This is a genomic window from Desulfobacterales bacterium, assembly GCA_034003325.1.
Taxonomy (GTDB): Bacteria; Desulfobacterota; Desulfobacteria; order Desulfobacterales; family JAFDDL01; genus JAVEYW01.
The window spans coordinates 83,598-96,154 of record JAVEYW010000010.1; the positions used below are offsets into that span (position 1 = coordinate 83,598).

Here is a 12,557-nt window from a genome sequence, read left to right on the forward strand (position 1 = left end):
TCCCGAATCGATTTTGTTATCGATTCGGGATTTTTTTTGGGGAAAACCGCCCGGACGGGCGGTTGAGCGCGCCAAGTATCCGGCCCGGCAAACGCTGTCAAATGACAATGAACCGCATGAACAGCCGAAAGGAGAATACACAAAATGCATAGCAACTACTTGACGCGCCATCTCATCCTGTCCGCAATCGCAACCGGAATCGTCCTATCCCCTGCCCCCTTGCTTGCCGAAGCATCCGTCACTACCCTGAATCCCATAACCGTTACCGCGGAGCGCTTTCCGGTCAGGGAAAAGGAGAGCGGCCGTTTTGTGACGGTGATCTCATCTTCGGAATTAAAGGAAACGGGCGCCAATAATCTTTTGGACGCCATGAAACGGGTGGGCGGCTTTGCCTACAAAGCCATGGCCCCCTTGGGGATTTCCCACGGCGGCATGAACAGCACGTTGACCATTCGCGGGATCAAAGACGGTGAGCTTATTCTGATCAATGGCGCCCCCATTCAGGGGGCGGCCGGGCATGCCTATGATCTTGACACCATTCCCCTTGACCAGATTGAGCGGGTGGAAATTCTCAAAGGGGCCGCTTCCACCCTTTACGGCGCAGACGCCATGAGCGGTGTCATCAATATCATCACCAAAACCCCCCGAAACGAAACCGCGGTTACCAGTGCAGTGGAATTCGGCAATAAAGACTATCACCATCATCGTCTTTCAGCCGCCTTGCCCGGTGTGAACCTCGGTTTCAATTACCGGCACCTGGGAAGTCAGACGGAAATTTCCCGCAGTTTTTCCGGAAAATACCGCTATGACCTGGATAGCACCGATCAATACGCCTGGAATGTCAATGCCCGACTGGCTGACCATCTCTATCTGGACACCATCGGATCCTATTCGCAAACCGGTTTTCAAAAGCATTACGACGCCAATAAAAAGCCCTATGAGGGAACGAATCAGGATTATTACAAAAACTTCGCCAATCTTCGGTTCGAAACCCCCGCCTTCAAAGCCAAGGTCTTTGGCACCTTTGATGAAATGCAACGGGAAGAATACACCGATTTGAATGAGCCTGCGGATAAAAACAAAAACTATAATGGCGGTCTGGAAGGAGATTATCAATTTCAACGGTCGGGCTGGGAGTTCAATCTGGGCACGGACTGGATTTACCGGGGGGCCGATTACAACAATCAATACGGAAAGCATTATCGAAATGATTATGCTTTGTTTGCTCAGGTAAAACGGGTCGTTCGGGATCGGCTGACCGCCACCATCGGGGTAAGGGAGCAGCTTATTGACGGCGCTTCCGGTGCCAGTGATTATGATCAATTCCTGCCCAGCCTCAGCCTGAGCTATGCAGCAACCGATTCGCTCAATTTCTTTGCCAATACCGGAAAGGCCTTTCGCACCCCCACCTTCAACAACCTGTATTATGACAGCTCCTTTTTGACGGGGAATCCCGACCTGGGGCCCGAAGAAGGCTGGACTTATGAAGGCGGCGTAAAATATGACATCGACAGGCTTCGGGTCCGGTTTTCGCTGTTTTATATGGCCTACGAGGATAAAATCGAGCTCGACCGCTCCAAAGGGTACCCGCTCACTTATTTCAATGCCGGGGATTATGAAAGCAAGGGGGTGGAATGGGAAATCAACGTGATTCCCTATATTCAGCAAAGTGGCCGGACGCGGCGGCTTTCCCTTTACACCTCGGGATACTGGGCTGATCCAACGGCCGAAGACACCAGCGGGGAAGATTACCAGACAAGTCCCAAATTTCAGTCGACCGTGGGCCTGGGCTATCTTGCCGACCCGCTGACCCTGGAAGTCAATTGTCAGTTTCTGACCGCCAAAGAACGCAATCTGGACAGCGACGCCATTCTTAATTTTTATTCCAAATACAACCTCTGGAAAGGCCACCTGACCGTTGCCGTGGACAATGTCTTTGATGACGCCGTTCATGTGTCCGGCGATCTATCCGAGGAGGCCAGCAACCGGTATGTGTACTACGAAGTTGGTCGACTGATGAAGGTGGGCTATGAAATCAACTTTTAAAGGCGCAGAATTGCTTTTAAGACGCCTACTCATAATCGGCGCGGGTTGCTGCGTCCTGCTCCTTTTTGCCGAATCGGCGCTTTCGGCCGACACAAAGCGCATGGGCCTGTTTGTGGGAGATTCCGATGCCTACACCTGCGCCCGTGCGCTGAAATCGCCGGGCCTGCCGAATGTCGAGGTTCGCATCTTTACGGACAAGGATATCGGTCTCCCGGATGTTGAAGCCTTTATTCGACAAATGGATGTGGCGGTGGTGGACATCATGCAACGTCAACCCGCCGGCTGGCTGATGGAAAACCGGAATAAGATGAAAGCGGACGCCCGGATTTACGCGGTGCGGCACTCCGGTCATACGCAGGATTTTCTGACCGCCGGGTTTAAAATGGATTCAACGGTTCGTGCCTATTATCACTACACCACTGTTGACAACATCGCCAATTTGGTTCGTTTTCTGGCGAATCGGGATCTGAGCCTTTCCACTTCCTATGAGCCTCCGGTCAGCCCGCCGGAAAACGCGCTGTATCACCCGGATGCGCCAACATTCTTTTCAACCCTTGCCGAATACGTCCAATGGTACCGTGCTTCCGGTCATTTTCAGGCGGGCAGACGCTGGAATCTTACGGTTATTTTTCCGACCTTCACAATAGACGGGAAAAAAGAACCTGTGGACGCCCTGATTCGGGCCTATGAAACGCAAGGCATCAACACCGTGACCTGGATGCGGGCGATAAAGAACTGGGAAAACACGCTGGACCATCTGATTTCCGGCCCGCCGCTCTCGGACCAACTGGGGTCCATCACCGGGTTTGCCTTCAGATTCAGCTCCATTTTATCGGGGGATTCGTTGCGCGTTCTGGAAAAAGCGAATGTGCCGGTATTGAACAGCCAGCAACTCTTTTTCAGTTCAAAAGAAGAGTGGTTGAGCCATCCGCAGGGTATTTCTTCGGTGGGACTGGCCTTTCAGTTTTCAAACCCGGAAATCAGCGGGTTGGTGGAGCCGACGCTCATCGGCCTAAAGACCAAAGATTCAGCCTTGGCCCTGGAAGGCCATGCCTTTCGCTATGAGCCGTACGCCCCCCAGGTAGAAAAGTTGGCCCGCCGGGCGGCCCGGTGGCATGCGCTAAAAGAGATGCCCAACAAGGACAAGAAGATCTTTCTGATGACTTACAACCACGGCGCCGGCAAACAGAACATCGGGGCGAGTTATCTCAATGTCTTTCGAAGTATTAGCCGAATCATTGCCCGCCTGAAGGCCGGAGGGTACACCATTGAAGGGGACTTCACCGAGGAAAGCGTTAGCGAATTGCTCCTCAAATCCGGTCGCAATATCGGATCATGGGCACCGGATGAACTGGATGCGCTGCTTCGGGAGGGACGGGCCGTTTTGATCGATATGGCGGATTATGGCAAATGGCTGGCCAAGACGCCCGAAGCTTTCCGCGAAAACGTCATCAAAGACTGGGGCTCCCCGGAAGACAGCAAGATCATGACAAAGAACGGGAAATTCGTCATCCCCTGCATTCGGCTCGGCAACCTGATCCTCGCCCCTCAGCCGGTGCGCGGCTTTAGCGATGATTCGGACAAATTATATCACAGCACCACACTGTATCCGCATCACCAATATAACGCCTTTTATTTCTGGCTTCAGGAACAACTTCACCCCGACGCCATGATCAGTCTCGGCACGCACGGCACGCACGAGTGGCTGCCGGGAAAGCAGGCCGGACTGACCCGCGAATGCGCGCCGGAAGTTTTGATCGGCGATATCCCCAACCTGTATCCCTATATCGTGGATGATGTGGGCGAAGGCATTCAGGCCAAGCGCCGGGGCCGCGGGGTCATCATCGATCATGCGACACCCCCCTTTAAGCAGGGCGGGACTTACCGGGAATACGCCACACTGACCGCCCTGATCAGCGAGTACAACACCGCTTCATTCGAACAAATTCAGGCCGCCCGCCTGAAACGAATTCGGGAAATAACCCTTCGCCTGGGGCTGGACAAGGATTTGGCGCTGGCCGCCGTCAATGCAATTGCGCTTGAAAAAATCGAGCATTACCTGCTGAAACTGAAAACCGAAATGATTCCTTACGGCCTGCATACCTTCGGGGTTTCCCCTGCCGATGAGGCCCTCGCCGAAACGGCTCGGGCCATGGCGGAAAAAGGCGGGAAACCCGAAAATTTTTACGCGCAACAGATTCGCGCCTGCGGGCCTTCGGAATTGGACAGCCTGGTGCGGGGGCTTTCCGGTGGCTTCATCGCACCGGCATCGGGCAATGATCCCATCAGAAATCCGGAAAGTCTGCCCACCGGGAAAAATTTTTATGCCTTTGATCCCGAAAAAGTGCCGTCCAAGGAGGCATGGGAAGCCGGTAAACAAGCGGGCCGGGACCTCATCGACGCGTACCGGAAACAGCATGACAACGCCTATCCCGAACAGGTGGGGGTGGTGCTCTGGTCTGTTGAAACCATTCGGGATGAAGGCATCAATGTGGCGACCGCCCTGTATCTGATGGGCATAACCCCGATCTGGGATTCCCGGGACAAGATCAAGACCGTTTCTCCCCTTCCCGCCGCCGGCTTGAACCGGCCCCGCATCGATGTACTGCTTCAAATGTCCGGCCTTTTCCGGGATACCTTTCCGCAGGTGGCCCTGATGCTGGATGCGGCCGTCAAAAAAGCGGCGGCGTTGACCGATCTGGAGAACTTTATCCGCAAACATTCCAAAGCCGTTGAAAAATCCCTCCTCGCCAGCGGGCACACGCCCGAGGAAGCGAAAAGACGCTCCCTGGTCCGTCTCTACAGCGCGCCTCCCGGCGCTTACGGCACCAAGGTGGATGATATGGCCGGCAACAGCGGGCTATGGGAAAAAGATGACACCGTATCCGAACAGGGATTTGTGCCGATGCAGTCTTACGGCTATTCATCCGACCAGTGGGGAACCGCCATGGAAAGCGCCTACCGGGAACACCTTAAATCCGTGGACGCCACGGTCCATACGATCTCTTCCAACCTCTACGGCGCCATGGACAATGATGACATGTTCCAGTATCTGGGCGGCCTGAGCATGGCCGTGCGCAAGGCGTCCGGAAAAGATCCGGCGGTGTTTGTCTCCATGCAGCGCACAACGGAAAAAGGCCGGGTGGAACCCCTTTCCACCACGCTTGGCCGGGAGCTGCGCAGCCGTTATCTGAATCCCAAATGGATTGAAGGCATGAAAGCGGAAAAGTATGCCGGCGGCCGGGAGATGGCCGAGTTCATGGAAAATATGTGGGGCTGGCAGGTCACCACGCCCGAAGCCGTGGACAAAAGCCTCTGGGAGCAAAGCTATGAAGTGTATGTGGAAGATAAATACGGTCAGGATATTAAAGCATTTTTCAATAAGGAAAACCCCTGGGCCTATCAGTCCATGACGGCGCGCATGCTGGAGGCGGTGCGAAAAGGATACTGGCAGGCGGGAAAAGCCGTCACTGAAAAATTGGCGGCCGAATACGCCCTGAACGTCGTGGAAAAAGGCGTGGCCTGTTGCGACCACACCTGTAACAACCCCCTGCTGAACCAAATGGTGGTAGGCATTATCTCCCTGCCGGGGGTTTTATCGCAGGAAACGGCTAAAGCATTTAAACTGGCCGTGGAAAAAGCGGCGGCCAACCCCCTGAATGAGCAGGTTGGCGCGCGAAAGGCGCTATTGGCCAAACTGAATTCCGGGGTCGAGAAAACAACTCGCAAGGCGCGACCGGAATCACGAAAAACACCCGAGCGGCCGGACGGGGCAAACGGCCCAAAAGACGCCAAGCGCGTTGAAGGCTATAAAATGGAAGACATTAAAACCCAAGATGAAACAACGGCCTTATGTTCTTCCGGCGTTCAATGGGCCGCCTCGCTTTTTGTGCTGTTTCTCATCGGGTTATTTTTTTGGGGATCACGCAGCAGGCGGTAGCGGTCCGTAACAAATGGCGGGTTGACCCTTTAAGAGAACCGGACACGAAAAAACGCGCATCACCGAAGAAGGCCGTTGGCTGCCTGGCAGCCCAGCTGCCCAGCATCCGGCTTTGCCGGATTAGGAGAAGAAAATGGCATACCAAAGCCTCATATTGGGCGTATTATTCAGTATTGGTATTTTTGCAGTCAAAAGCGGAGCGGGAATTTCCTATGTGCTTGCCGTGCAGAAGAAAAAAAGAGCCGGCGTCGCTGCTTTTTTCCTTTTCGCGCTGGTCTATGGAGTGGTTTTTGCCGGCGCCGCGGTCCTTTTGAAACGGATCGATCCGGTCCGTCATCTGGCCGCCATTCAGACCTTTATTCAATCCGGAATGATCATCCATCTGGTCATGGCCGGTCTTCTGGTGATCTGGGGCCTGCGGCTGTTAACGCAGCCCCCGGCTTCCCGAACCCGAAGCCGGGCGTGGGTAATGCTGGCAGTCCCCTGCCCGGTGTGTATCACGGTTATCTTTTTTTCGGCCGGATTTCTGATCACCTGTTTTCCGGACATCCCCGCATTGGCGGTGCTGGCGCTCTACTGCGCCTTTATGCTGGTCAATCTGGTCACCCTGGAAGTGATGTTTCTGTATCGACACCAGCGGCCCATGGCGCCTGAATCTTTCCTGGGCGGCGCCATGCTGCTGATGGCCGCCTATTTCATTCTTTCGGTGACAATCATGCCGCAATTTGCCGAAATGGAAAATATTTACCGCTTGGCCATGCATCACGACCAAACACATTCCCAAAAAGTGATTCACCTTGTTCCGTTTTCGATTCTGACTGCCGCGGCCTTTATCGGCGGGGTTGCGGTTAAGTCAATTACCATAAGGAGCACCCCATGATGGACATCGGCGCCTTACTGAAATCCTTTATTTATTTAATTTCCGCCTCACTGCTCTATCCGGTTCTCTTCTTGCTGGTCATACTGACTTTTTTCATCATTGTGTGCGCGGGATCTTTTTTTGCCGAGTGGGTGGAACGGCTTAAACTGAAGCAATGCCCGCCGCTGGCGCTTCCGAGGATTCTGAAAACCGGGACCGCCGCCGCGATGGTTTCCCACCGGGTCAACCACTATATCAAGGCGCTGACGCAAACCCTGCGAGGCGATGAGCCGCACCGTGAGCTTGCCGTTGAAAACCTGCTTCAGGAAACGACCCTGGGCCTTTGGAAATCCATGGATCGGCTCAGAATTCTGGTTCGGGTGGCGCCGTCGCTGGGGTTGATCGGCACCTTGATTCCCATGGGTACGGGTCTGGCCGCGTTGGGTCAGGGGGACATGACGCAACTTTCCACGGATTTGGTGATCGCCTTTACCACCACGGTTACGGGCCTGGCCATCGGCACAACGGCCTTTTTTTTCTATACGGTCAAGCGGCGCTGGGTTGAGGAGGACATCAAGAATATGGAGCTGGCAACCGAAATGCTTTTGTCGAACAGGGAGCAGGTGAATGATGAAACACTTTCAAACGCGGCGAATTAAAAAAGCCGGCAAGGGGTTCGGCGAGCAGGCCTTTCGGGACGATGATCCCATGACCGGCGTGGCCAACCTTTTCGACATCGGTCTGGTATTTATCGTCGGGTTGCTCTTGACCCTTTTCAGCGCCTATCGGCTTGACGATCTTTTTGATTCAACATCTCAGATGACGATCATGAAGCAACACGCCTCAGGGGAAATGGAAATCATCACCAAGAAAGGTACCCGGGTCAAAGCCATGAAGGTCTCCAAGTCCAAAACCAGCGGTCAGGGAGAGAGATTGGGCGTTGCATACCGCCTGAAGGACGGCACCATGGTGTATGTGCCGGAGTAATGGCCGTTGAAAGGACGGGGGATTCAGACATGAAATTCGAACACGGTGGGCATATTCGAAGCTTGGCGCGTCTTGCCGGTTGCGCGGTTGAAGAGCTCCTTGACTTCAGCGCAAACATCAACCCCCTGGGACCTCCAGACTGTCTTCAGCCGGTGATTCTGCGTCACCTTCGCGGTGTGGTCCACTATCCGGACCCCGCCTGCTGGGCACTGCGTGAAGCCATCGCCGCTTCGTTTTCCCTGTTGCCGGAGGAAATTGTCTGCGGAAACGGCTCCACCGAACTGCTCTATGCGCTTCCCCGCGCCCTGGGCGTTTCGCATGCGGTGATTCCGGTGCCGGCCTACATCGATTATGCCGCCGCCGCGTCACGGGCGGGGCTGAAGATCACTTCGATTCCGCTACGTGCGGAAGCCGGGTTTTCCGTTGATTGGCGCCAAGTTGAGCCAAAACTGACCGGCGCCGATATGGTAATCGTCGGGCAACCGGGCAACCCGTCGGGTGCCATGGTGGACCCGGCAACGCTGCTGGCGATGGCGGACCGCCATTTATCCACCTTCTTCGTGGTGGACGAAGCCTTCGCGGATTTTGTGGCCGATTACCAAACCCTGGCGGTGCATGGCCGGCCCAACATCATCGTACTGCGGTCCATGACCAAGTTTTATGCGATTCCGGGGCTGCGCCTGGGGTATGCACTGGCCTCAGCCGCGATGGTCGATCGCATTCTTGCCCATCTTCCTCCCTGGTCCGTGGGCAGTCTGGTTCAAGCCGTCGGAGCCGCCGCCCTTTGCGAGCATGAATATGCCGAAAAAACGCGCAGGGCGGTGACGCAACTTCGGGAAAACCTTCATTGCGATCTATCGCATTCAGGCGCTTTTAGCGTATTTCCATCCGCAGCGAACTATCTATTGGCCCGCGTGGAAAAGCCTTCTTTCGATGCCGTTCAGTTGGCCTGCAAGCTGCTCGCCCATCGCATCGCGATTCGCGTCTGCGACAACTACGAGGGGTTGGACCGGCGTTATTTCCGCGTGGCCGTTCGTACGGCAACGGAAAACAAACAGCTCTTGAATGCCATGCGCCTGGAAGGATGTGAATGAAATGATTCCGCTCACGCTTCAGATCTGGTTGGCCCTGTGCTTTGACTTTCTCATGGGGGATCCCGGGTGGCTGCCCCACCCGGTGCGCCTTATCGGGCGCGTGGCCCAACTGCTGGAAAAGCCGGCCCGGCGATTGTTTTTAAATGAGCGGCTTGCCGGCGCCGTCACAGCCGCAATCGTTATCGGCGGAACCGCTTGGGTGACATGGGGCTTGCTAAGGACGGCACACCGCCTCTCTCCCCTCATGGGCGACCTAGCGGCCATCGGCATCCTTTACACCACCTTTGCCGCCAAGGATCTTTCGGCTCACAGCCGCGCTGTTTGGCGCGCTCTTGAAGCCGGGAATCTTGCACAGGCCCGCCGGGCCGCGGCTCGCATGGTGGGTCGTGACACGGCTGGCCTTGAGGCGCCAGGCGTCATTCGCGCGGCAGTGGAAAGTGTTGCGGAAAACACGGTGGACGGGGTCCTGGCTCCTCTTTTTTTCGCGTTTTTATTCGGTCCCGTGGGCGCCATGACGTATAAGGCGATCAATACCCTGGATTCCACCTTCGGTTACCGGAACGACCGCTACCGCCACTTCGGCTGGGCCTCGGCACGAATAGACGATGCCGCCAACTATATTCCAGCGCGACTCAGCCTGGTGTTTATCGCTATCGGCGCACTTTTTACGGGCGGAAGATGCGGCCGGACTTTTGGCATCGGGCTGCGAGACGCGCGAAAACACGCAAGCCCGAACTCGGGGTATGCAGAATCAGCCTTTGCCGGCGCGCTCGGGGTCCAACTGGGCGGGCCGCTCCTTCGAAACGGGCACCCCGAGGCAACACCGCTGTTGGGCGATGCGATCATCCCCTTGGGCCAAAACCATATTCTCAGCGCCAACTTGCTGATGTCCGCCGCCCTTATTTCGGCGACAGTGCTGATGTCGGGCGCACGACTGCTGGTGGAGGCGATTCTGAAATGACCCGGAAAATCCCCCGAATCCTCATCGCCGCCGCCCAGAGCGGCAGCGGCAAAACAACTCTGACCCTGGGGGTGGTGTCCGCCCTGCGACGACGCGGCTTGAAGGTTCAACCCTTCAAGGTGGGGCCCGATTTCCTCGATCCCACATGGCTTACCGCCGCTTCGGGAAGGCCCTGCTACAACCTCGACGGCTGGATGAGCGGGCCGGACTATGTGGCGCGCTTATTCGACCGGGCAACGGCGGATGCGGACATCGCGGTGATTGAGGGCGTGATGGGATTGTACGACGGCGCGAATGCGTCCGATTCGGCCGGCAGTTCGGCCGAGATCGCCCGGTGGCTTCAAGCGCCCGTTGTGCTGGTGGTCAACGTGCACGGCATGAGCCGCAGCGTGGCGCCGGTGGTGGCCGGGTTTGCCGGTTTTGAAGAAGGCGTATGCATTCGCGGGGTGATCGCCAACCATTGCGGCTCCGAAAAACACCGGAATATTCTGAAAGAAGCGCTTCAAGCGGCCGGGCAACCCGTGCTCGTGGGGGCTGTTCCAAGAGGGGGGGTTCCGGAATTGCCGAGCCGCCATTTGGGCCTCGTAACCGCCGATTCCGATCGGAACTGCTCACCGGCCGTCCTGAAAGCATTCGCCCTGGCTGCCGAAACACACCTGAATCTGGACGAAATACTTACTATCGCAGGCTCGGCCCCTCGCTTCCAACCGCCATCGTTCGGACCGGCAAAAAAAGGGGCCTCGCCGGCTCATTCACTTTGCCTTGCCGTGGCCCGAGACGAGTGCTTTCATTTTTATTATCAAGATCTTTTCGATGAATTGGAACATCGGGGGTGCCAAATCGACTATTTTTCGCCCTTACGGGATGCGTCTCTTCCGAAAAAGGCGGATGCCGTGTACCTGGGCGGCGGCTATCCCGAGGCGTTCGCGGAAACCCTGGCCGCCAATGCAGGCATGACCCGCAGCCTTCGCCAATTTGCTCAGTCCGGCCGGCCCGTTTATGCGGAGTGCGGCGGACTCATCTATCTCTCCGAAGCCCTCACGACCCGGGAGGGAAACCGCCGGCCGCTTCTCGGTATTCTTCCGGGCGAAACACGCATGCTGAATCACCGCAAACACCTCGGCTACGTCGAGGTTCGCCAGAAAGCGGACGCATTGTGGGGAAAGGCGGGCACTCATCTGCGAGGCCATGAATTTCACTACTCGGAGGTAGTCTCGAATGACGCCATAGAGGAAAAATGGACTACCGCCTATGACCTAATTCCCCACCGTGGCGCTTGCAAGTCTTCAGAGGGATATTATCAACCGCAGGGTCGAATTCTTGCCAGCTATGTTCACCTGCATCTTGCAAGCCGGCCCGATGCGCTGGATTATTTTCTGAATCTCTGCGCTCTGACCCGATGCGAGTGCCCATGAAAATGACATTCAACCCCGAAACGGCACTATAGGAGACCCCATAATGACCCGACGCGCACGAATTCATCAGTTACTGGCCCATCCACTGAACGGTCAGGATATCGAGACCTTGTCTTTTGCCGCCATTGACCGGGACGCCCCACCCCATTCCTTTTCCCCGGACCAGTGGAAGATCGTTCGCCGAATGATTCACACCACGGGAGATTTTTCGATCATGAAGGCGGTGCAGTTTTCGGCGGACGCTATCCGTGCGGGAGTTGCGGCGCTTCGGGCCGGCCGGCCCCTGTATGTCGATACCAACATGATCCGCGCAGGGCTTTCTCTTGATCGCCTTTGCAAGGTTTGCGAGCCGTATGACCCGAGCCGTATTCATTGCCATGTGGCAGATACCGATATAATTCAAGATGCGATGCGAATGAATTTACCGCGCTCTGTCGTGGCCATTCGAAAAGCCAGGCACTTATTCATCAATGGCGCCATCGCCGTTTTCGGCAACGCCCCCACGGCGCTTTTCGAGTTAAACCGAATGATCATCGAAGAGGGCGCAAAGCCGGCGTTGGTCATTGCCGCACCCGTGGGATTTATTCATGTGGAAGAAAGCAAGGAGGAGTTGGCCGCCCTGAATGTGCCGCACATCATTCTCTCGGGGACGCGCGGCGGCAGCCCCATTGCCGTCAGTATCGTTCATGCGCTCTGTTCCCTGGCGGCCTCGGCGCAGCCGAAAACGACATCTGAAGCGAGGGCGATGCATGCCTTCGATGCCGTGATGCTGCTCGGCCACGGCAGCCGAGTGCCGGGAGCGGATGAGTCCATGCTGCGAGTGGCCGACACCCTTAAAAAAACGGGTCGGTACCACCAGGTGGAAACCTGCAATATGTCGCGTCTCGGCCCTCACTTTGAGGAAGTCTTTGAAAAATGCGTTCATCATGGCGCCCGCAGCGTCTTGTTGCTGCCCTATTTTCTGAATCAGGGGCTTCACATGAAGCTGGATATTCCCGAGAAAATGCAAACAGCGGTTCAGCAGTATCCCCACGTGAAGTTGGTCTTCGGGAAAAATCTCGGATATGACCCCCTTCTGGTAAGGCTGGTGGAAAAACGGATCGCGGAATCGGTCAACTTGGGGGACGTGAGGGAAATTCAGCTTCCGGATGAAAACACCTACCCGGTTCCCCGGGGGCAATGCGAATTCGTTCCGATGCTTCCCGAAGAGGCAACGCAGTGGAAGAGGGTTCGGGGCACGATTGAAAACCAGTGA

At 56.1% G+C, this 12,557-nt stretch carries 9 protein-coding genes; all 9 read left to right on the forward strand.

Annotated features, from left to right (window positions below; translation table 11 throughout):
- Window positions 1–144: 144 nt before the first annotated feature.
- Window positions 145–2,046: a TonB-dependent receptor gene (locus tag RBT11_12065; GenBank protein ID MDX9787509.1), complete on the forward strand. Its 1,902-nt coding sequence runs from the start codon at window positions 145–147 to the stop codon at window positions 2,044–2,046.
- Entirely contained in the window at window positions 2,030–5,986 is a 3,957-nt protein-coding gene (locus RBT11_12070) for a cobaltochelatase subunit CobN (GenBank protein ID MDX9787510.1), read from the forward strand. The genes RBT11_12065 and RBT11_12070 overlap by 17 nt, the downstream gene beginning before the upstream one ends.
- Window positions 5,987–6,119: 133 nt before the next feature.
- Window positions 6,120–6,866 carry a DUF2162 family putative transporter gene (locus tag RBT11_12075; protein MDX9787511.1) on the forward strand — a complete coding sequence of 249 codons (747 nt, stop codon included), beginning with the start codon at window positions 6,120–6,122 and terminating at the stop codon, window positions 6,864–6,866.
- A complete protein-coding gene (locus RBT11_12080; protein ID MDX9787512.1) occupies window positions 6,863–7,504 on the forward strand; it encodes a MotA/TolQ/ExbB proton channel family protein in 642 nt (213 codons plus the stop codon). The genes RBT11_12075 and RBT11_12080 overlap by 4 nt, the downstream gene beginning before the upstream one ends.
- On the forward strand, window positions 7,473–7,832 hold the full coding sequence (locus RBT11_12085) for a DUF2149 domain-containing protein (GenBank protein MDX9787513.1): 360 nt from the start codon (window positions 7,473–7,475) through the stop codon (window positions 7,830–7,832). Before RBT11_12080 ends, RBT11_12085 begins: the two co-directional genes overlap by 32 nt.
- 29 nt (window positions 7,833–7,861) lie before the next feature.
- The gene (gene cobD, locus RBT11_12090; GenBank protein ID MDX9787514.1) at window positions 7,862–8,926 is read left to right on the forward strand and encodes a threonine-phosphate decarboxylase CobD; all 1,065 of its coding nucleotides are present in this window, start codon (window positions 7,862–7,864) and stop codon (window positions 8,924–8,926) included.
- A 1-nt stretch (window position 8,927) separates the two neighbouring features.
- The gene (gene cbiB / locus RBT11_12095; GenBank protein MDX9787515.1) at window positions 8,928–9,887 is read left to right on the forward strand and encodes an adenosylcobinamide-phosphate synthase CbiB; all 960 of its coding nucleotides are present in this window, start codon (window positions 8,928–8,930) and stop codon (window positions 9,885–9,887) included.
- Complete coding sequence (locus RBT11_12100; protein ID MDX9787516.1) at window positions 9,884–11,302, forward strand: cobyrinate a,c-diamide synthase; 1,419 nt, start codon at window positions 9,884–9,886, stop codon at window positions 11,300–11,302. The genes cbiB and RBT11_12100 overlap by 4 nt, the downstream gene beginning before the upstream one ends.
- A gap of 43 nt (window positions 11,303–11,345) precedes the next feature.
- Window positions 11,346–12,557, forward strand: a complete 1,212-nt coding sequence (locus RBT11_12105; GenBank protein MDX9787517.1) for a precorrin-8X methylmutase — start codon at window positions 11,346–11,348, stop codon at window positions 12,555–12,557.

Excerpts from the sequence above, each read along its gene's own strand:
- RBT11_12075 (MDX9787511.1), top strand. The coding sequence starts at position 6,120 with ATGGCATACCAAAGCCTCATATTGGGCGTATTATTCAGTATTGGTATT.
- RBT11_12080 (MDX9787512.1), top strand. The coding sequence starts at position 6,863 with ATGATGGACATCGGCGCCTTACTGAAATCCTTTATTTATTTAATTTCC.
- RBT11_12070 (MDX9787510.1), top strand. The coding sequence starts at position 2,030 with ATGAAATCAACTTTTAAAGGCGCAGAATTGCTTTTAAGACGCCTACTC.
- cobD (MDX9787514.1), top strand. The coding sequence starts at position 7,862 with ATGAAATTCGAACACGGTGGGCATATTCGAAGCTTGGCGCGTCTTGCC.
- RBT11_12100 (MDX9787516.1), top strand. The coding sequence starts at position 9,884 with ATGACCCGGAAAATCCCCCGAATCCTCATCGCCGCCGCCCAGAGCGGC.
- RBT11_12085 (MDX9787513.1), top strand. The coding sequence starts at position 7,473 with ATGATGAAACACTTTCAAACGCGGCGAATTAAAAAAGCCGGCAAGGGG.
- cbiB (MDX9787515.1), top strand. The coding sequence starts at position 8,928 with ATGATTCCGCTCACGCTTCAGATCTGGTTGGCCCTGTGCTTTGACTTT.
- RBT11_12065 (MDX9787509.1), top strand. The coding sequence starts at position 145 with ATGCATAGCAACTACTTGACGCGCCATCTCATCCTGTCCGCAATCGCA.
- RBT11_12105 (MDX9787517.1), top strand. The coding sequence starts at position 11,346 with ATGACCCGACGCGCACGAATTCATCAGTTACTGGCCCATCCACTGAAC.